The following is a 19907-nucleotide window of genomic DNA, read 5'->3' as shown; positions in this document are numbered from 1 at the left end:
CGGTATTTTGATTATCAATTTTAGTTGTCATACAATATTATTTTGTTTTCATAAAACCCTGCCATGAAAAAACTTAGCTTTATTACTCTATCAGTCGGCTTACTATTGTTTTCATCGGCTTTGTCCGCCAAAGTTATTCCCAGTGATGGCCATTGGCGGACTTATGATGATCCGGCGATTGGCAGCGGTATCAATATTCGCACCCAAGGTGACATCACCATGGTCATAGTTTTCACCTACCGTGAAGACGGTTCGCCGGTGTGGTATTACGCCACCGGTGAAATTGATGACAACGGTGTGTTTGATGTACCGTTAATGGAAACTAAAAATGGTGAAAATATATTTAATAATTCACCACAAACCGCCGAAGTGTTCGATCCTGAAAAACGCATTAGATTAAATTTTAATGCCACCGAAACCGGTACCTTATCTATTAATGACAGTGAACCAAAGCCGATTCATACTTATCGCTTTGATATTGATGGCATTGAGACCGAGCAATTAACCACGCCTTTAGGTGACTTTTACCAGTTTCCGGATATTACTGGGCAGTGGGCTATGGGCAGTGCCAATGACAACATCAGTTTTAATTTTGACTTCGTGACAAATTACGGTGCGCTGGCCGATCCGCCCAGTCCAAACTTTCACTTTCACTTTACAGATGAACTCAGAGAGCCTGAAGGCATTTTCTATTTTTTGAGTTGCCCAACTCGACGTGCAACGGAGGCGCCTTATTGTCGTTTTTATGTTAACCAAAACGATGTGGAAACCAACGAAAGAGCGGCGGTATTAAACCGTTTGTATGTGTTTTTGGATGATATTGGTATGAACACCATGACCTTCCATTTACAACCGGAAGGCGATGAAACCTATAGCCGTGAGCATCCGACGTATCAAGCTTTTCGGTTAAACACGGGTTTTGATGAGCCGAACGACATTGATACCCGATTATTCCCAAACGAAGGTCACTGGCGCACGCTTGATGATCCTGAGATTGGTAGTGGTATTAATTTTCACAGCCAGGGTGATGTGGTGATGATGACGGTGTTTACATATAACGAAGCGGGTGAACCAATTTGGTATATGGCCACAGGTGAATTAACGTCAGAAAGCATACCAGACAACGATTTCAATGCCAATAGTTGGGCAAACTTAGAAATGTTCACCACCAAAGGTGGTACACCGATAGATTCTGTGGAACCAGTTAGTGCTGACTTGGATCAATTCTATGATGTAACACTGTTATTATCTGCTCAACAAATGGCTCATTTAAATATCAATGGCGGTGCGTTTAAGGAGATTAAGAGTTACCAGTTTGGTTTTCCAGAATTTATCGCAAATCATTATTACCCGGAAACTGGTGATCCACTGAAATTCGCCAGTCCTGAAGGTTGGTGGCTGATGGCCGAAGAAAATGGTTCAGAGTCGGCTTTGGTACATTTGGTTAAAGATACCAGCAAATTAACGCCACCACCGCCAACTGATTGGACAGAATTTATTAATGTTGCGGCTTCATCATCTTGGATAAGTGGTATGCGATGTCCTGAGAATGCCGCTTATATTTGGATGAGGTGTCAGGTTTATATGACCGATTTTGATAATAGTATATCAACCTATTTATCTTTAACTAACATTGGTGTTGACACCATGCGTATTTATTATCGAGACGGTAATCGGCCTGATATAGGTGATTACCCATCGCATTATTTCTATTATAATTTTTACCGAATCAATCCACCTTTGCAACCTTAAATAGTATTGTGTGATTATCTGTACTCATTATGAAGTTTGTCGAGATTGATATTATGCGTTGGCTTTTAAAAAGTTTTGCGAATCGTTTATATGGAGAGAAATATGAAAAATTATAAGTTTATTGTACTAACACTTGGCTTAATGCTGCTGTCCTCAGCTTTGTCCGCCAAAGTCATTCCCAGTGATGGCCATTGGCGGACTTATGATGATCCGGCGATTGGCAGCGGTATCAATATTCGCACTCAGGGTGATATCACCATGGTCATTGTTTTCACCTATCGTGAAGATGGTTCTCCGGTGTGGTACTACGCCACCGGCGAAATTGATGACAACGGTGTGTTTGATGTGCCGTTAATGGAAACTAAAAAGGGCGAATTTATCTTTAACAGAAATCCGCAAACTGCAGAGGTGTTTGACCCTGAAAAACGCATCAAATTAACCTTTAATGCCACCGAAACCGGTACCTTATCCATTAATGACAGTGAGCCTAAGCCGATTCATACTTATCGCTTTGGTATTGATGGCATTGAGACCGAGCAATTAACCACGCCGTTAGGTGAATTTTACCAGTTTCCAGATTTAACTGGTCAGTGGTCGATAGGTAATGCCACCGATGAAATGAGTTTAACGATTGATTTTTTTGATGGTGAGGTTTCGGCAAATGATCCTGACAGTCAAAATGCGTCAATTTATTTTGATGATGGCTTTTATTTGAATAATTCATTGGGGTATTATTTGTCCTGTCCAGTGGAAAATGAATCACCGCAAGCTTACTGTCAATTTAATGCCAGGATAAAAAATTCAAACTTGAATGATAAGGCAGATCTGTTGAGTCGATTGTATGTGTTTATAGACGATATCGGCATGAATACCATGACACTGCGTTTGCAACCAGAGGGTGATGACAGTCATAGTCGTGAACATCCGGTTTATCAAGCATTTCGCTTAGATGCGGATTATGAGGAAAATGCAGCGATTGATTACCGTACGTTTCCGGTGGAAGGGCATTGGCGAACCACAGATGATCCTGAAATTGGCAGTGGTATAAATTTTCATAGCCAGGGTGATATCGTCATGATGACGGTGTTTACTTACGATGATAATGGTCTGCCAATATGGTATATGGCCACAGGTGAGTTGGGTGATGAAGGTGGTGTTCAAATGGATATGTTCAATACCCGAGGTGGTAGTCCCATTGAATCCATGGAACCGACAACAGCCAAAATAAACGATGTTGAGGATGTTAAGTTAGGCATCTTAGGTAATCAGGTGGTTGGTTTAACGCTGAATGATGATGTTTACAAAGAAGTTTTTAATTATAACTTTGGTTATGCAGAATTTCAGACCAGCGAACGACAACAAAATTCCAGCGATCCATTGAAGATTGCCACACCCGAAGGTTGGTGGTTGATGGCCGAAGAAAATGCCGCCAATAGTCTATTACTTCATTTGGTTAAGAATACAGAGAAATTAACGCCACCGATACCAACGGATTGGGTGTTTTTTGAAAATAAAGCAGCGTCTTCTGACTTTATAAAAGGTGTTGAGTGTCCAACAGACTATGTTTATCAGTGGGCTTATTGCGGAGTCTTACTGGCCGAAGATTATGACAGTGAGCGCTGGAGTTTGTCCATGAATCATATGGGTGCCACCACCTGGAAAGTTTATTTTCCAGTTGAGATGCCTCAGGCCAATGGTTATTCATATTATATGATGCACCGCATAAATTCACCCATGCAACCTTAAGAATTGAATTAATGTGCTGAATGTAAGCCGCGTACTATTTATTGGCATTGCTGTTATTTGCCTGACCGGTTGGATAAACAGCGCCGCGGCTTTATTGCTGGGTGTGGTTCTGGCGTTAACCTTAGGTAATCCATTTGCGGCACAAAGCAAAGTCGGTGTTAAGCATTTATTAAAAATTGCCGTGATTGGTTTGGGTTTTGGTATTCAAGCTGGCGAAGCCCTAGCCACCAGTGTCGATACGTTAGGTATCACGGCAATGACCATTGTAACCACTGTTTTATTGGGTTGGCTACTGGCTAAGTCCTTAAATATGGACCGTCATTTGGGCCACCTGATATCTTCGGGAACCGCCATTTGTGGCGGTAGTGCCATTGCTGCTGTGGCGCCTGTAATCAATGCCCATAATAAACACATCACCGTGGCCATTGCTGTGGTGTTTTTATTAAATGCCGTGGCTTTACTTATTTTCCCTGCCATTGGCACCTATTTAGATTTGACTCAGTATCAATTTGGTGTGTGGTCAGCCATTGCTATTCATGACACCAGTTCGGTTGTGGGTGCGGCTTTAGCCTACGGTGATGAAGCTTTAAAAACCGCCACCACGGTTAAACTGGCACGAACTTTGTGGATTATTCCTTTGGCTTTGGTGTCGATGGTAATGTTTAAAAGTCAAGACAGCACAATCAAAATCCCTTGGTTTATTGCTGGTTTTATTATTGCCATGTTGATTAATAGTGCCGGTTGGTTGCCGGAATCAGTAACCGGCGGTATAACGCTCGTGGCTAAGCGATTGTTGATTTTGACCTTGTTTTTGGTGGGTAGTAGCTTATCACTGGCAGACATCAAAGAAACAGGCTGGCGGCCGATGTTAATGGCAGTCATCCTATGGTTGTTTATATCAATCTTGTCCTGGTTTATGGTGGTCAACTGGACGTGATGTCCATCACAATTAATGTACAGTCTGGTTAATTATCAATTCATGGGTGTTTTATAAAATGGACATTATTTGCTTGAGGTCTTAAAGATGAATAAATTATTTGTGCTGAGTTTATTGTTATTGGGTCAAAACGCAGTGATGGCTCAAACGGATACAGCGGATGTCTATCGAGAAACCTTGACTTGTGGTGAGTCAGGTTGTGCTGTCACTTGTTTTCAGGCCGGAAATCGCTGGCAAAGTTTCTTACAAACAGCCGGTGATATTGAATTGACTTATTTTTTAACCACCGGTGCTCGCCAATTAAAGGCGCCTGTGGCAGATGGTACAATCACAGTTTTGGATATCAACGAGACCTGTAAAATTACCGGCGTAAAAGCCACTCAACCTTAAAATTACTATGAAATGTACTGTTTACCGTTCCAATAAAAAAACGGGTGCTTATGTGTATTGTGCCGATGGTTTTCACGTGTCTGATTTGCCTGATGATTTACAGAAAATACTTGGGGCATGTGAGGCTGTTATGAATCTTGATTTAGACGAACGGAAAAAATTAGGAAGTGAAGACATTCAGGCGGTCAGAGAGAATCTCAAGCAACAAAGTTACCATTTACAAATGCCCCCCAAAGACACCATTGGGGTTACTCAGTTTGGTTAGTGGCTTCAATGGTTTCCGACAATAAAGTCAATTCATCGTCGGTCATTGGAGCCAGTCCAGGTCGTTGAAAACCCATCTTTTTTAATTGTTTGACCATAATCGTGGCCACCAGTTGACGCATCATGTTTTTATCAGTGGCAGGAATAACATACCAGGGCGCATATTCTGTGGAAGTTTTGTCGAGCATATCATCAAAAGCCAACTGGTATTCATCCCAAAACTGACGCTCCTTTAAGTCATTGATGTTAAATGTCCAGTTTTTATCACTGCGGGCATAACGTCTGACGAGTCGTTGTTGTTGCGTGTCTTTATCCACGTCTAACATGAATTTGATAACCCGAGTACGATTAGTTGTGAAGTGTTTTTCAACCTGATTGATAAAGTCAAAACGTTGTTGCCAAAATGATTTTTTGACGGGAATATCGATGTGTTGATTTTGTAGAAAATGTGGGTGCACCCGAACCACTAAAGTCTCTTCATAATAGCTGCGGTTGAAAATCTGGACTTTGCCATTTGCAGGAAAGTGTGGGTAACAGCGCCACATAAAATCATGACTGGATTCTTTGGCTGACGGGGTTTTGAAGCTTTGGCTGCTTATCATGCTTGGATCACAGTAACGGAATACATTGCGAATGGTGCTGTCCTTACCGGCTGCGTCTAAGGCTTGGAATATCACCAATACAGACTGTTTCTTCTCTGCTTGTAAATCCACGGTTAATTCAGCCAATTCCTTACTCATGTCTTTCAAAGAAGTCGTTTGTTTTTCAACCCATTGATGCAGTTGACTAAAACTCGGTCGGGCTTTCCCGGGTTGATGGCGAAACATTTTGACAGATGGCATACAATACCCGCATATAAAAAACAATCATCATAGCTAAGCCGGATATTTCATGCAAGAAATGGAATATTTGTATTCATTCTTTAATGAGGTAATTTAATGAGAAAAAATAAAATACTGTTTATCTGTATGGGTAATATCTGTCGCTCGCCATCCGCAGAAGCGGTTTTTGCAGCGCAATTAGCAAAAGCGGGTTTGCAAGATGAATTTATTATTGATTCTGCCGGTACCCATGCCTATCACATTGGTCATTCACCTGACAAACGTTCGGTAGCGGCAGCTTTAAAGCGAGGTATTGATATGCAACATTTAAGGGCGCGTCAAGTTGAAGCGGCAGATTTTGAGAAATTTGATCGATTAATTGTCATGGATCGAGCCAATTTAATGGAAATTAAAAGTCGTTTTCCTGATGCCAATCATCAAAAGATGAGCCTTATGATGTCTTATGCTTATGACAGGGTTGAAACGGAAGTTCCAGATCCTTACTACGGTGACGGCGATGGTTTTGAGCTGGTGTTGGATTTATTGGCGGATGCCAGTATTGGGTTACTTTCTGAATACAAGGATTCGTCAGATTATAGTTAACACCGGCAATACGTTATAATGCGCGGTTTTTAACGAGAACATGGCAGTGAAATTTAAAAAGATAAAGCAAGACCAGCAAGCCAGACGCGGCCAATTAATTTTTTCACGCGGTACTGTGGAAACGCCTTGTTTTATGCCGGTGGGTACTTATGGTACTGTTAAAGCCATGGCACCTTATGAAATAAAGGACATTGGTGCTGAAATCATATTGGGCAATACCTTTCATCTGATGTTGCGTCCGGGCACCGATGTCATCAGTGAGCATGGCGACTTGCATGATTTTATGGCTTGGGATAAGCCGATATTAACTGATTCCGGTGGTTTCCAGGTTTTTTCATTGGCCAAACGGCGTAAAATTACCGAACAGGGTGTTGAGTTTGCTTCACCGGTCGATGGTTCTCGGGTGTTTATGGGGCCTGAGGAATCGATGGCGGTACAGCGCCAACTGGGTTCGGATATTGTGATGATTTTCGATGAGTGTACGCCGTATCCTGCCAGTGAAAAGCAGGCCGCTGATTCGATGGAGCTATCTTTACGTTGGGCCGAGCGCAGTTTGCGTGCTTTTCAAGGTAACCCCAATGCTTTATTCGGTATTGTTCAAGGTGGCATGTATGATCATTTACGTGAACGTTCGGCCGCTGCTTTGACAGAAATGAATTTCCATGGCTATGCCATTGGTGGCTTGTCAGTGGGTGAGCCCAAAGACTTGCGAGAACAGGTTTTAGCCGTTACCACGCCTCTTTTGCCCGATGATAAACCTCGTTATTTAATGGGCGTCGGTAAACCTGAAGATATATTGGCGGCTGTGCTAATGGGTGTTGATATGTTTGATTGTGTGATGCCAACCCGTAATGCCCGTAATGGTCATTTATTTACCTGGGATGGTGTGGTGAAAATCCGAAATGCACAACATCAGTTTGATACCGGACCGATTGATAAGGATTGTGGCTGCTATACCTGCCAGAACTTTTCCAAATCTTATTTACGACATTTAGATCGTTGTGGCGAAATGCTTGGTTCGAGATTAAATACCATTCACAATTTGTATTTCTATCAAGATTTTATGAAAGCCATTCGCAGCGCCATTGAACAAGATAATGTGACTGAGTTCGCCCAGCATACATTTAAGCGTTTAGGTGCTGTTAAGTAACTTTTGCCTAATTATTGGTGAGTGGTTTTAAATGGCATAGTGCGTTGTACAGGTTATTTTCAATGATGTTATTATGAGTTAATTTCAGTGATATTTAGGCACCTGATATGGTGTCTAATTGTGTTACAATGATGCGTTTAATTTTTACCTTAGGAATGCTGGTTTATGGCAGAGAATTCGACTGATATTATCAAAATAAATATCGAAGACGAAATGAAGAAATCATACCTCGATTATTCGATGAGTGTGATTGTGGGACGTGCTTTGCCGGACGTTAGAGACGGTTTGAAACCGGTTCATCGTCGGGTGTTGTATGCCATGAATGTATTGGGTGTTAGTTGGAATAAAGCCCATAAAAAATCAGCCCGGGTGGTGGGTGATGTGATTGGTAAATACCACCCTCATGGTGATTCTGCAGTTTACGACACCATCGTGCGTATGGCACAGCCTTTTTCAATGCGTTACATGTTGGTTGATGGTCAGGGTAACTTCGGTTCCGTGGATGGTGATTCGCCGGCGGCCATGCGATACACAGAAGTGCGTATGGCAAAAATTTCTCATCAAATGCTGGCAGATATCGATAAAGATACGGTCGATTTTGTGGCGAATTATGATGAGACAGACAGTGAACCTTCGGTTCTGCCGACACGGATTCCAGCCCTCTTGGTAAACGGTTCATCGGGTATTGCTGTAGGAATGGCCACCAACATACCGCCGCATAATCTTAATGAAGTGATTGATGCGGTGATAGCCTTAATCGAAAAACCTGATATCAGTCTTGATGAGATTATGACCTATTTGCCGGGCCCTGATTTCCCGACAGCGGCCTTTATTAATGGTGCCGAAGGTATTCGCGATGCCTATGAAACCGGTCGTGGTAAAATTTACATGCGCGCGCGCTCAGATATCGAGGTGGATGAAGCCAGTGGCAAACAGACCATTATCATTGATGAGATTCCTTACCAGGTTAATAAGGCTCGATTGATTGAAAAAATTGCGGAATTGGTTAAGCATAAAAAACTTGAAGGTATTACAGCTTTGCGTGATGAGTCTGATAAAGACGGTATGCGCATTGTTATCGAATTAAGACGTGGTGAAGTCGGTGAGGTCATACTAAATCAGCTGTTTAAGTTGACTCAGCTGCAAACCGTGTTTGGTATAAATATGGTGGCACTGGTCAATGGTCAGCCGCGAACCTTGTCTTTAATGGAGGTGTTAAACGAGTTTGTTAAGCATCGCCGTGAAGTGGTTGTTCGACGAACCATTTTCGAATTGGGCAAAGCCAGAGATCGGGCGCATATATTGGAAGGTTTATCTGTTGCCTTGGCTAATATTGAGGAAATTATTGAGTTAATTAAAACCTCTAAAAATCCCGCCGAAGCCAGGGATCGCTTGCTGGCTAAAAAATGGGATGCTGATTTAATTAAATCCTTGTTGGATGACAATGGAGATTTATGTCGTCCGGAAGATTTAGACGATGCCTATGGTTTTTTTCCTGAAGGTTATCAATTATCTCCGATTCAGGCCAAAGCCATTTTGGATTTGCAATTACATCGCTTAACCGGCCTTGAACAGAATAAAATCAGTGATGAGTTTAAAGAAATCATCGTTGCTATTAAGGAATACTTAAATATTTTGACAAATCCGGATCGTTTATTAGAAGTCATTCGCGAAGAGTTGTTGGAAATTAAAGATCAGTTCGGGGATGATCGTCGTACCATCATATTAAACCGTCAACGGGAGTTGACTATGCGCGATTTGGTTCCTGAAGAAGATGTGGTGGTAACCTTATCGCATGCCGGTTATGCGAAAATGCAACAGCTGGACGTTTATCGCGCACAAGCCCGTGGCGGAAAAGGTAAATCGGCCACCAATATGAAGGACGATGATTTTATTGAAAAATTATGGGTTGCAAACACCCATGACACCTTATTGTGTTTTAGTAACCAAGGTCAGGTGTATTGGTTAAAAGTTTATGAGTTGCCGATGGCATCTCGAACAGCGCGTGGCAAACCTTTGGTTAATTTGCTGCCTTTGGATAAAGAAGAAAAAATTACCGCCATCTTGCCGGTGCGTGATTATGATCCGGATAGTTATGTGTTTTTTGCCACAGCTAAAGGTGTTGTTAAGAAAACTTCTTTAGAGAATTTTTCTCGACCTCGGGCTAATGGTATTATTGGTTTAGGTCTTTTGGATGATGATTACCTGGTTAATGTAGAGATCACCAATGGTGACCAGGATGTCTTTTTATTCACCAGTGCCGGTAAGAGTATTCGCTTTCACGAGAGTGATGTGCGATCCATGGGTCGTACTGCCCGAGGTGTAAAAGGCATCAGCATGAAACCGGGACAATCTGTGGTTTCGATGTTTGTGGCTGAAGAGGGTCAAGTGCTAACCTGTACTGAGCACGGTTTTGGTAAGCAAACTAAATTAGAAGAGTTTTCGCGTATTCGCCGCGGTGGTCAGGGTGTCATTGCCATCCAAACTTCCGAACGTAATGGTCGCTTAGTTGGTGCTTGTCAGGTGCTGCCGGATGACCAGGTTATGTTAATCAGTGATGGCGGTACTTTGGTGAGAACTTCTGTCAGCGGAATCTCTACTGTTGGACGTAATACCCAAGGCGTGACATTGATTCGCTTGTCAAAAGGTGAGTCTTTAGTGGGATTGGCTAAAATCATCAACATGGATGATGAAGGCGGTGAAGACGATGAGCTGACAGATCTACAAGGTGCTGAAAGTAATCAAGACGCAGAAGGTGAAGATGATGCGTAAATTCATGGTTGCCGGGAATTGGAAGTTGCATGGCAGTGAATCTATGTTGAAAAATTGGATGGCAGATTTTGTCACAAATGATCAATCTGCCAAAGGCATCGATGTGGCTTTGTGTGTGCCTTTTCTTTATGTGCCGCAGTTAAGTGACTCTGCGCCTCGTTCTTTAATTGTCGGCGCTCAAGATGTCAGTGCCCACGCGTCTGGTGCACATACCGGTGAAATTAGTGCCGCAATGCTCAAAGATGTGGGTGCTCAGTTGGTGTTAATTGGTCATTCTGAACGGCGACAACATCATGGTGAGGATGACGCTTTGGTGCGCGCTAAATTCAAACAAGCTCTGGCGCAGGGATTAATGCCAATTATTTGTGTGGGTGAAAGCCAGCAACAACGTGAAAATAATGAGACTTTTGCTGTGATTGAGCGTCAGCTTGCCGCTGTGATTGACTTACTAGATGCGGATAATGCCGGCCAATGTCTTTTGGCGTATGAGCCCATATGGGCAATTGGTACGGGGTTGACGGCTTCAGCCGAACAGGCACAAGAAGTTCATCAATTTATCCGTTCTCAATTGGCATCTAAAGATGTTACAATGGCGCGCCAAATTCGGCTGCTTTATGGCGGTAGTTGCAAAGGTAGTAATGCTTTTGAGTTGTTTTCCATGCCGGATGTTGATGGCGGACTCATTGGCGGTGCTTCTTTAGCCGCGGAAGATTTTGTGGCCATTTGCCGGCAGGCAAATAAGCTATTGGACAAAAAACAGTCAAACTAAACGAATGAAATAGATTTGACTAAGACGGCGGTATTTACCAAAGTCAGGAGACAATTAAATGACGATTAATTTTTTAAACATAATACAAGTGCTGGTAACCATTGCCCTGATTGGTTTTATTTTGGTGCAAAGAGGGCCTGGAGCCACCGCCGGTTCAGCTTTTGGAAGTGGCGCATCTGGTACAGTTTTTGGTGCCAAGGGATCCAGTTCATTTCTCTCAAAAAGCACAGCCGTGCTGGCCACCTTGTTTTTTATAATTACCATGGCCATTAGCATGGATTTTCAAAACACCCATGGCGTAACTGATAAAGCAGAAGGCCAGGATTTAGGGGTTATGGGAACCTTAGACAGTGGGCAACGTACCGATGCTTTAATCCCTGGTGAAGGTGATATGGCGAATGATAATTTGCCACAGCAACAAACACAATCAGCTGAGCAAGCTGAACAAAACACAGTTGAACCTGTGGAGCCGACAAATGAAGATGCCTCTGAGGTTCAGCCACAACCGATTGATGAAGATCAAGGCGGTAACCAGTAAGTGGAGCGTATCATGTCGGGTTCGTTTTGAGTGTCATAATTTTGCATAAAGAGTATGACTTATTATGTGCCGAAGTGGTGGAATTGGTAGACACGCTATCTTGAGGGGGTAGTGGCTTAACAGTCGTGCCGGTTCAAGTCCGGCCTTCGGCACCAATATTGATAAATAAAATAAGGATGGATGTATGATTGCCGCATATTTTCCGGTGTTATTGTTTTTGGCCGTTTCTGTCGGCCTTGGCGTGGTGTTAATTTCGCTTGGGATGTTATTCGGAACCCGAAAAACCACCGACGAGAAAGTTTCACCCTACGAGTGTGGTTTTGAAGCATTCGATGATGCTCACATGAAATTTGATGTGCGATTCTATTTGGTGGCCATCTTATTTATTATTTTTGATTTAGAAATTGCCTTTTTATTTCCTTGGGCAGTTGTGTTAACTGAATTAGGTGCTTTTGGCCTGGTTTCTATGTTCTTGTTTTTGTTACTGTTGGTCATAGGTTTTATTTATGAGTGGAAAAAAGGAGCACTGGAATGGGAATAGTCGATAATATTTTACAGCCGGTGGTTGACCAGGGCATGCAAGACAAAGGTTTTGTTACGGCTCGGGTTGATGATTTATTACACTGGGCAAGGACAGGTTCATTGTGGCCGATGACCTTTGGTTTGGCCTGTTGTGCCGTTGAAATGATGCATGCCGGTGCGGCACGTTATGATTTAGACCGCTTCGGTGTTATTTTTAGACCCTCGCCAAGACAATCTGATGTCATGATTGTGGCCGGCACCTTGGTTAACAAAATGGCGCCGGCGTTACGCAAGGTCTATGATCAAATGCCTGAGCCAAAATTTGTGATATCGATGGGTTCTTGCGCCAACGGGGGTGGCTACTACCATTATTCATATTCGGTGGTGCGGGGATGTGATCGCGTGGTACCGGTGGATATTTACGTGCCCGGTTGTCCACCAACTGCAGAGGCGCTTATTTATGGTATTTTGCAGTTACAGAAAAAAATCAAACGTACCAACACCATTGCAAGAACATCATGAGTATTTATAAAAGACAGCTAAGTAAGAGTTTGCACACTCATTTTAGTGACATCGATATACACATTAAAGAGACAGTTAATGGTGTTATCTGTACCGTGCCCGTTGAATCTTGGTTGGAAGTCGCGAAAACCTTGCGAGATGATCGAGATTTTGATTTTGATCAATGCATTGACTTATGTGGTGTTGATTACCTCAGCTATGGCGAGCCTGAATGGCCGACTGACGAAGTAACCTCTACCGGATTTAGTCGCGGTATCCGAGGTAAAGGTCCGGGTCGATTCACATGGAGTGAGCGACGCAAGGAAACCATTACCAATCGTTTTGCTGTTGTTGTGCAGTTGTTGTCACTTAACAAAAACCAACGGTTAACATTAAAATGCTTTGCGCCAGATGAAGGCATGCTGGTGGTGCCATCATTGGTTGATATCTGGGCCGGCGTCAATTGGTTTGAGCGTGAAGCTTTTGATTTATACGGCATTATTTTTCAAGGACACCCTGACTTACGTCGTATATTGACTGATTATGGTTTTATTGGTCATCCTTTCCGTAAAGATTTCCCGTTAATTGGAAATGTTGAAGTTAAATATGACGAAGATAAGAAACGAGTGGTTTATCAACCGGTGTCAATTGAGCCCCGGGTATTGGTTCCAAAAACCATTCGTCGCGATTCGCGATACGTCGATAATGCGGCCAATCAGGAGAATTCATAATGGCTGAAATTAAAAACTATACAATGAACTTTGGGCCGCAACATCCGGCGGCGCATGGTGTTTTGCGGCTTATTCTGGAAATGGATGGAGAAGTGATTACCCATGCCGATCCGCATGTGGGTTTATTGCACCGTGCCACAGAAAAGTTAGCTGAAACCAAACCCTTTAATCAATCAATTGGTTACATGGATCGCCTCGATTATGTATCTATGATGTGTAATGAGCATGCCTATGTGCGTGCCATTGAAAAATTACTGCATCTGGAGGCACCGATTCGTGCTCAATACATCCGCACCATGTTCGACGAAATTACCCGTATTAGAAATCATCTGATGTGGATAGGTACCCATGGTCTTGATTTGGGTTCAATGGCATTGTTTTTGTATGCTTTTCGTGAACGCGAAATGTGTATGGATATGTATGAGGCGGTCTCCGGTGCACGTATGCATGCCACTTATTATCGACCAGGTGGTGTATACCGGGACTTACCGGAAAAAATGCCGAAACACAAAGAAAGTCAATGGACCAAAGGCAATGATCTAAAACAGGCCAATGAGTGGCGTGAAGGTTCTTTGCTGGACTTTATAGAAGCTTTTATTGACGATTTTCCTAATAAATTAAATGAATACCGTACTTTATTAGAGGAAAACCGTATTTGGAAACAACGAACTGTCGGTGTTGGTGTGGTCTCTCCGGAACAAGCGAAGGCTTGGGGATTCACGGGTCCAATGCTGCGGGGAAGTGGCGTGGCGTGGGATTTACGTAAAAAACAAACCTATGCAGCTTACGATAAAGTTGATTTTGATGTTCCAGTGGGTGTTAACGGCGATTGCTATGATCGTTATTTGGTGCGTATGGAAGAAATGGCACAATCAGGAAAAATTATTAAGCAGTGCGTGGCGTGGCTTAGAAATAATCCTGGGCCGGTGATGGCTGATAACTACAAGGTTGTACCGCCAAAACGCGCCACCATGAAAGAAGACATGGAATCATTAATCATGCACTTTAAGTTATTTACGGAAGGTTATTCAGTACCGGCCGGTGAAGTCTATAGTGCAGTAGAAGCGCCTAAAGGCGAATTTGGTGTTTACATGATCTCTGATGATTCAAATAAACCGTTTCGGGTTAAATTAAGAGCGCCCGGTTTTGCTCACCTGTCAGCCATGAACGACATGGTGAAAGGCCACATGTTATCGGATGTTGTGGCCGTTATCGGAACTATGGACATTGTTTTCGGGGAGATAGATCGCTGATGTTTCAGATTGTCAATCCACAAAATAAAGAAAAATCTCATCTGCATTTATTGACGGATGAGACTAAAGCGACCATTGATTATTGGTTAAATAAATATCCACATGAACAAAGACGTTCCGCGGTATTGGGTGCTTTGCATGCAGTACAGGACCAGAATATTGGATGGATAAGTACAGAGCTTATGTCTGCTGTATCGGAATATCTTGATATTCCTCTGGTTTGGGTGCGTGAAGCTGCTGAGTTTTATTCCATGTTTCATACCCAACCGGTTGGGCGGCATAAAATTTCAATTTGTACCAATATTTCATGTATGTTGCGCGGTTCCGAAAAAATTGTTCAGTATGCTGAAAATAAACTTGGTATTAAACTGGGTGAAACCACTGAAGACGGCCGCATTACTTTAGTTAAAGAAGAAGAATGTGTGGCAGCTTGTACTGGTGCTCCGATGATGATTGTAGATGGTCATTACCATGAAAATTTAACCGAACAAAGTATCGATGAGATACTCGGAGGTTTGGATTAATGGAACAAGTTCATGTTTGTTTGAATCCTGATAAGGATCATTCGTTACAAAACTATTTAGATAAGGGTGGTTATCAAGCCTGGAAAAAAATTCTGGCAGAAAAAACTGACCGCGACGAAATTATTAATACCATTAAGGCTTCAGCATTAAGAGGTCGCGGTGGGGCTGGATTTCCGACCGGTTTAAAATGGAGTTTTATGCCTAAAGATGCACCTGGGCAAAAGTATCTACTGTGTAACTCAGATGAATCTGAGCCGGGAACTTGTCATGATCGCGATATTCTTCGTTATAACCCACACGCCTTGATTGAAGGTATGGCCATTGGTTGTTATGCCATGGGTGCCACAGTGGGTTATAACTATTTGCGTGGTGAATTCCACCATGAGCCTTACGAAAATTTTGAGGCAGCCGTAAAAGAAGCTTATGACGCCGGACTGTTAGGTAAAAACATTCAAGACACTGGTATTGATGTGGATATTATAGGTACTTATGGTGCCGGGGCTTACATTTGTGGCGAAGAAACTGCTTTAATGGAATCTTTAGAAGGTAAAAAAGGTTTACCTCGTTACAAGCCCCCGTTTCCTGCTAATTACGGTATTTACGGTAGACCAACCACAATTAACAATACTGAGTCACTGGCTTCTGTGCCTGCGATAATGCGCAAAGGTGCAGATTGGTTCTTGGAATTAGGTAAGCCAAATAACGGTGGTGTCAAAATATTTTCAGTATCCGGTCATGTCAATAAACCCGGCAACTATGAAATCCCACTTGGTACACCATTTAAAGATTTACTGGAATTAGCCGGTGGTGTGCTAGATGGAAAAAAACTGAAAGCAGTCATCCCCGGAGGTTCATCCATGAAAGTATTACCTGCAGAGGTAATGATGGGTTTAACCATGGATTATGATTCCATTGGCGAAGCCGGCTCCGGATTAGGGTCGGGTGCTGTTATCGTCATGGCTGAAGGTACTTGTATGGTGGAAGTGTGTCAACGCATATCACGTTTTTACTATATGGAGTCTTGTGGCCAGTGTACACCGTGCCGTGAAGGTACCGGATGGATGTATCGCATGTTGGATCGTATTTTAGCCGGTGGTGGTGAACAAAAAGACATTGAACTGTTGCGTCAAGCTGCAGGGCAAATTGAAGGTCATACCATTTGTGCCTTCGGTGAAGCGGCAGCTTGGCCGGTACAAGGTATTTTAAAATACTATTGGGATGAGTTTGAATATATTGTCAAACACAAAAAATCAATGAATGAGAGGTTAACTTCATGACCGAGACAAGCAATCAGGTACCTGACGATAAGGTTACCATTGAAATTGATGGTCAAACCGTATTAGCCGATAAAGGCAGCATGATTATTCATGCCACCGACCGTCATGGCATCAACGTTCCCCGGTTTTGCTATCACGAAAAACTATCGATTGCGGCCAACTGTCGCATGTGTATGGTGGATGTCGAAAAAGCGCCTAAACCCTTACCGGCATGCGCCACTCCGGTTGCTGAAGGTATGAAGATCTATACCCGATCAAAAAGAGCCACCAGTGGTCAGAAAAATGCCATGGAGTTCTTATTAATCAACCACCCATTGGATTGTCCGATTTGTGATCAGGGTGGCGAATGTGAGTTACAAGATGTGGCCATGGGATATGGTCGTGATGTCTCGCGTTTTGTGGAAGGTAAACGTTCTGTTGCAGATGAAGATTTAGGCAGCTTAGTGGCATCCGATATGACTCGCTGTATTCATTGTACACGTTGTGTTCGGTTTTTAAATGAAATTGCCGGTACCGATGAATTGGGCGGCATAGGGCGCGGTGATCGCACCTATATAGCCACAGCCATTGGTCAGGGTCTGGATTCTGAAATGTCCGGTAACATCATTGATTTATGTCCGGTGGGCGCATTGACCAACAAACCATTTCGTTTTAAAGCCCGAGCTTGGGAGCTTATGGCCACTGCCGGTTTATCGATGCACGATGGTCTTGGCTCTAATATTTACTACCACACGCGACACGGAAAAATTTTGCGTGCTGTACCACAAAAAAACGAAAGCATTAATGAAGCCTGGTTGTCGGATAGAGATCGTTACGGTATTCACGGATTGAATAATGACAAAGACCGCATTACCCAGCCAATGGTTAAAAAAAGTGGTCAGTGGAATGTGATTTCCTGGGATGATGCTTTGCGTATATTGGCTGACAAATTAAAGAATACAGCACCGCAAGAAATTGCACTATATGCCGGACAACATGCCACCAGCGAAGAATACTATTTGTTAAAAAAATTATTTAAACAATTAGGCAGTGATCAACATGAACACAGGTTAACCCACGTTGACTTCAGTGGTCCTTATCGCGCACCACGAACCGACGTGGCCCTGACTGATGTGGCTAAGCAGAAAAATATTATCATGGTTGGAACCTATGCCCGTCATGAGCAACCCATATTAAACCATAAAATACGACAAGCCTGGCTACATGGCGCACAGATTAATGCCTTTGGCCCTTGCCATTTTGAACAAAATTTTGATTTGAATTTAGACATCACCGGGCATCAATTGGCTTGGGTAGAGAAATTAGGTTCATTGGCGGTTAGTTTATCTGAAATCAGCGGTCAAAAACCAGATGGTGCTTTAGGTGAATGGCTTAGTCAACAGCATGCTGATGAAGACATCAACTCGCTGGCGAAAAAACTATTGAAGAAGGAAGAGGGTGCGTTATTTGTTGTTGGACAAATTGCGAATCGACATCCTCAGGCTAATTTAATTAACGCTTTGGTTCACTGGATGGCCGCATTGATTAATGCCTCTGTAAATGAGGTGGTCGATGGTGCGAACACCATGGGCGCTGCTTTAAATGGTCTCTACAATGATCAGGACATTAAAAACAATGATCACACTGTAAACATCATTTATCAAGCAGAAATTCAGGACTTCGCTGAACCAGCTAAAATTAAAGAGTGCTTAATTAACAGTGAGATGACTGTTGTATTTAATGCATTTTGTGATGATGCACTTAAAGCCCGTGCTGATCTGATTTTGCCAACCACATTATTGCCTGAATCAAGTGGTAGCTTAGTTAATAACTACGGCCAACGTCAAACCGCACTGGTGGCACATAAAGCACCGGGTGAAAGCAAGCCAGGTTGGCGTGTGCTTCGGGTGTTAGGAAATGTGATGGGCTTTGATGGCTTTGATTACGAAGATGTCTACGAGCTGATGCAAGAAACAGAAAAGCTGAAAACCTTGACATCTGAAAATCCGGTATTAGCTAAAGTTAACCAATTAAAGGTTAAGGGTTTGGTGTTATTCCCGCATCATGGTATTTATGACGGAGATATGCTGGTTCGCCGTTCTGCACCATTACAGGAATCTAAGTTGGCGACAGCTGACACTGTTTATGTCAATCCGGGTGATTTGGTTTCCATCGGCTTTGCAGTTGGAGATTTGGTATCTGTTGAACAAAATGGTCGCTATGCTGAATTAACACTGGCCACTGACGATGCGGTTCCAGCAAGTTCCGCCGTCATCAATATGGGGCGAGACAGTAGCTTGAATATTAATGCCGGTGAGTTATCGGTGAGTATCATAGGAGCCCAATCATGATGGAGACTCTGATTTATTTAGCGTGGACAATGGCAAAAATATTAGCCATTGTTTTATCCGTTATCTTAGTGGTTGCCTACCTGACGTATTTTGAGCGTAAAGTCATTGGTTTTATGCATTCCAGGATTGGTCCTAATCGAGTCGGGTTTTTAGGTTTTAAGTTACGTGGAATTGGCCAACCTTTTGCTGATGTACTGAAATTATTAACAAAAGAAATTATTTTTCCACAAAAAGCCCATAAGTTTTTATTTGTTATAGCACCGATGATAACTTTGGCCACAGCCTTTGCGGCTTGGGCGGTGATTCCTTTCTCAGAAGGTTTGGTATTGGCGGATATTAATGCCGGGCTCATTTACGTTTTGGCCATGACTTCGTTGGGTGTTTATGGCGTTATTATTGCCGGTTGGGCCTCCAACTCAAAATATGCGTTATTGGGTGCATTACGTTCAGCTGCACAAATTATTTCTTATGAAATTGCCATGGGTTTTGCTTTAGTTGGTGTTTTGGTGGCTGCCGGTACTTTAAATCTAACCGGTATCGTCGAAGGCCAACAAGGTGGTATTTTTAACTGGTACTTCATTCCCTTATTTCCGCTATTTATTGTTTATTACATCTCGGGTGTTGCTGAAACTAATCGGTTGCCTTTTGATGTGGCGGAAGGTGAGTCTGAAATCGTTGCCGGGTTTCATGTGGAATATTCTGGCGCGGCCTTTGCTTTATTCTTTTTAGGGGAATATGCCAATATGATTCTTATATCTGCATTGGCAACAATTATGTTTTTAGGTGGCTGGTATTCGCCGATATGGGGTGACAGTTGGTTAGCCCAACCAAGTATTCTGTGGTTTATCGGAAAAACTGCCATCTTTTTGTATATCTATTTCTGGTTGCGGGCAACCTTGCCACGTTATCGTTATGATCAAATCATGCGTTTGGGTTGGAAAGTATTCATTCCGATTACCATTGTATGGATTATGGTTGCGGCTGTTTTAAAAGTTTACCAAATTGGCCCTTGGTTTTAACCATCAGG

At 42.8% G+C, this 19907-nt stretch carries 19 protein-coding genes and 1 tRNA gene; 19 read left to right on the top strand and 1 reads right to left on the bottom strand.

The genetic code is table 11. From position 1 onward, the window contains the following. Nucleotides 1-63: 63 nt before the first annotated feature. The 5 genes from OS173_RS05585 (at nt 64) to OS173_RS05565 (ending at nt 5090) form a co-directional block, all read left to right on the top strand. Nucleotides 64-1752, top strand: a complete 1689-nt coding sequence (locus OS173_RS05585; protein ID WP_267183279.1) for a hypothetical protein — start codon at nt 64-66, stop codon at nt 1750-1752. Nucleotides 1753-1854: 102 nt separating this feature from the next. Beyond that, entirely contained in the window at nt 1855-3498 is a 1644-nt protein-coding gene (locus tag OS173_RS05580) for a hypothetical protein (protein ID WP_267183278.1), read from the top strand. A 13-nt stretch (nt 3499-3511) separates the two neighbouring features. Then, nucleotides 3512-4435, top strand: a complete 924-nt coding sequence (locus tag OS173_RS05575; RefSeq protein WP_267183277.1) for a YeiH family protein — start codon at nt 3512-3514, stop codon at nt 4433-4435. Between the two features lie 87 nt (nt 4436-4522). Then, on the top strand, nt 4523-4825 hold the full coding sequence (locus OS173_RS05570; protein WP_267183276.1) for a hypothetical protein: 303 nt from the start codon (nt 4523-4525) through the stop codon (nt 4823-4825). 7 nt (nt 4826-4832) lie between these two features. Next, complete coding sequence (locus tag OS173_RS05565; protein ID WP_267183275.1) at nt 4833-5090, top strand: YcgL domain-containing protein; 258 nt, start codon at nt 4833-4835, stop codon at nt 5088-5090. Here the strand turns inward: OS173_RS05565 and OS173_RS05560 are convergent. Continuing rightward, nucleotides 5074-5931, bottom strand: a complete 858-nt coding sequence (locus OS173_RS05560) for a PPK2 family polyphosphate kinase (RefSeq protein WP_267183274.1) — start codon at nt 5929-5931, stop codon at nt 5074-5076. The two genes, OS173_RS05565 and OS173_RS05560, sit on opposite strands and share 17 nt — an antisense overlap. A gap of 96 nt (nt 5932-6027) precedes the next feature. Between OS173_RS05560 and OS173_RS05555 the strand changes: the two genes are divergently transcribed. The 14 genes from OS173_RS05555 (at nt 6028) to nuoH (ending at nt 19899) form a co-directional block, all read left to right on the top strand. Beyond that, nucleotides 6028-6513, top strand: coding sequence for a low molecular weight protein-tyrosine-phosphatase (locus OS173_RS05555; RefSeq protein WP_267183273.1), 486 nt, complete (start codon nt 6028-6030; stop codon nt 6511-6513). A gap of 40 nt (nt 6514-6553) precedes the next feature. Beyond that, complete coding sequence (gene tgt / locus OS173_RS05550; protein WP_456085699.1) at nt 6554-7663, top strand: tRNA guanosine(34) transglycosylase Tgt; 1110 nt, start codon at nt 6554-6556, stop codon at nt 7661-7663. A 165-nt stretch (nt 7664-7828) separates the two neighbouring features. Then, complete coding sequence (gene gyrA / locus OS173_RS05545) at nt 7829-10435, top strand: DNA gyrase subunit A (protein WP_267183272.1); 2607 nt, start codon at nt 7829-7831, stop codon at nt 10433-10435. Beyond that, entirely contained in the window at nt 10428-11204 is a 777-nt protein-coding gene (gene tpiA / locus OS173_RS05540; RefSeq protein WP_456085702.1) for a triose-phosphate isomerase, read from the top strand. Before gyrA ends, tpiA begins: the two co-directional genes overlap by 8 nt. A gap of 58 nt (nt 11205-11262) precedes the next feature. Next, complete coding sequence (secG, locus tag OS173_RS05535; protein ID WP_267183270.1) at nt 11263-11742, top strand: preprotein translocase subunit SecG; 480 nt, start codon at nt 11263-11265, stop codon at nt 11740-11742. A gap of 68 nt (nt 11743-11810) precedes the next feature. After that, a tRNA-Leu gene (locus OS173_RS05530) sits at nt 11811-11897 on the top strand. A gap of 29 nt (nt 11898-11926) precedes the next feature. Continuing rightward, nucleotides 11927-12283 (top strand): NADH-quinone oxidoreductase subunit A, encoded by a 357-nt coding sequence (locus OS173_RS05525; RefSeq protein ID WP_267183269.1) that lies wholly within the window; start codon nt 11927-11929, stop codon nt 12281-12283. After that, nucleotides 12274-12786, top strand: a complete 513-nt coding sequence (locus tag OS173_RS05520) for a NuoB/complex I 20 kDa subunit family protein (protein WP_323373175.1) — start codon at nt 12274-12276, stop codon at nt 12784-12786. Before OS173_RS05525 ends, OS173_RS05520 begins: the two co-directional genes overlap by 10 nt. Further along, a complete protein-coding gene (locus OS173_RS05515) occupies nt 12783-13496 on the top strand; it encodes an NADH-quinone oxidoreductase subunit C (RefSeq protein ID WP_267183268.1) in 714 nt (237 codons plus the stop codon). Before OS173_RS05520 ends, OS173_RS05515 begins: the two co-directional genes overlap by 4 nt. Continuing rightward, nucleotides 13496-14749 (top strand): NADH-quinone oxidoreductase subunit D, encoded by a 1254-nt coding sequence (locus OS173_RS05510; protein WP_267183267.1) that lies wholly within the window; start codon nt 13496-13498, stop codon nt 14747-14749. Before OS173_RS05515 ends, OS173_RS05510 begins: the two co-directional genes overlap by 1 nt. Beyond that, nucleotides 14749-15273 (top strand): NADH-quinone oxidoreductase subunit NuoE, encoded by a 525-nt coding sequence (gene nuoE, locus OS173_RS05505; protein WP_267183266.1) that lies wholly within the window; start codon nt 14749-14751, stop codon nt 15271-15273. The genes OS173_RS05510 and nuoE overlap by 1 nt, the downstream gene beginning before the upstream one ends. Next, a complete protein-coding gene (gene nuoF / locus OS173_RS05500) occupies nt 15273-16550 on the top strand; it encodes an NADH-quinone oxidoreductase subunit NuoF (RefSeq protein ID WP_267183265.1) in 1278 nt (425 codons plus the stop codon). The genes nuoE and nuoF overlap by 1 nt, the downstream gene beginning before the upstream one ends. Beyond that, nucleotides 16547-18880, top strand: coding sequence for an NADH-quinone oxidoreductase subunit NuoG (gene nuoG / locus OS173_RS05495; RefSeq protein ID WP_267183264.1), 2334 nt, complete (start codon nt 16547-16549; stop codon nt 18878-18880). Before nuoF ends, nuoG begins: the two co-directional genes overlap by 4 nt. Continuing rightward, nucleotides 18877-19899 (top strand): NADH-quinone oxidoreductase subunit NuoH, encoded by a 1023-nt coding sequence (nuoH, locus tag OS173_RS05490; protein ID WP_267183263.1) that lies wholly within the window; start codon nt 18877-18879, stop codon nt 19897-19899. The genes nuoG and nuoH overlap by 4 nt, the downstream gene beginning before the upstream one ends. Nucleotides 19900-19907 lie beyond the last annotated feature (8 nt).

This window comes from Marinicella gelatinilytica (assembly GCF_026410405.1).
Classification (GTDB): Bacteria; Pseudomonadota; Gammaproteobacteria; order Xanthomonadales; family Marinicellaceae; genus Marinicella; species Marinicella gelatinilytica.
The sequence above is the reverse complement of the archived record's forward strand: the minus strand, read 5'-3'. Positions and strand labels throughout refer to the sequence as shown.

Coding starts and splice junctions, on each gene's coding strand:
- OS173_RS05585 (WP_267183279.1), top strand. CDS start 64: ATGAAAAAACTTAGCTTTATTACTCTATCAGTCGGCTTACTATTGTTT.
- OS173_RS05580 (WP_267183278.1), top strand. CDS start 1,855: ATGAAAAATTATAAGTTTATTGTACTAACACTTGGCTTAATGCTGCTG.
- OS173_RS05570 (WP_267183276.1), top strand. CDS start 4,523: ATGAATAAATTATTTGTGCTGAGTTTATTGTTATTGGGTCAAAACGCA.
- OS173_RS05565 (WP_267183275.1), top strand. CDS start 4,833: ATGAAATGTACTGTTTACCGTTCCAATAAAAAAACGGGTGCTTATGTG.
- OS173_RS05560 (WP_267183274.1), bottom strand. CDS start 5,931: ATGCCATCTGTCAAAATGTTTCGCCATCAACCCGGGAAAGCCCGACCG.
- OS173_RS05555 (WP_267183273.1), top strand. CDS start 6,028: ATGAGAAAAAATAAAATACTGTTTATCTGTATGGGTAATATCTGTCGC.
- tgt (WP_456085699.1), top strand. CDS start 6,554: ATGGCAGTGAAATTTAAAAAGATAAAGCAAGACCAGCAAGCCAGACGC.
- gyrA (WP_267183272.1), top strand. CDS start 7,829: ATGGCAGAGAATTCGACTGATATTATCAAAATAAATATCGAAGACGAA.
- tpiA (WP_456085702.1), top strand. CDS start 10,428: ATGCGTAAATTCATGGTTGCCGGGAATTGGAAGTTGCATGGCAGTGAA.
- secG (WP_267183270.1), top strand. CDS start 11,263: ATGACGATTAATTTTTTAAACATAATACAAGTGCTGGTAACCATTGCC.
- OS173_RS05525 (WP_267183269.1), top strand. CDS start 11,927: ATGATTGCCGCATATTTTCCGGTGTTATTGTTTTTGGCCGTTTCTGTC.
- OS173_RS05520 (WP_323373175.1), top strand. CDS start 12,274: ATGGGAATAGTCGATAATATTTTACAGCCGGTGGTTGACCAGGGCATG.
- OS173_RS05515 (WP_267183268.1), top strand. CDS start 12,783: ATGAGTATTTATAAAAGACAGCTAAGTAAGAGTTTGCACACTCATTTT.
- OS173_RS05510 (WP_267183267.1), top strand. CDS start 13,496: ATGGCTGAAATTAAAAACTATACAATGAACTTTGGGCCGCAACATCCG.
- nuoE (WP_267183266.1), top strand. CDS start 14,749: ATGTTTCAGATTGTCAATCCACAAAATAAAGAAAAATCTCATCTGCAT.
- nuoF (WP_267183265.1), top strand. CDS start 15,273: ATGGAACAAGTTCATGTTTGTTTGAATCCTGATAAGGATCATTCGTTA.
- nuoG (WP_267183264.1), top strand. CDS start 16,547: ATGACCGAGACAAGCAATCAGGTACCTGACGATAAGGTTACCATTGAA.
- nuoH (WP_267183263.1), top strand. CDS start 18,877: ATGATGGAGACTCTGATTTATTTAGCGTGGACAATGGCAAAAATATTA.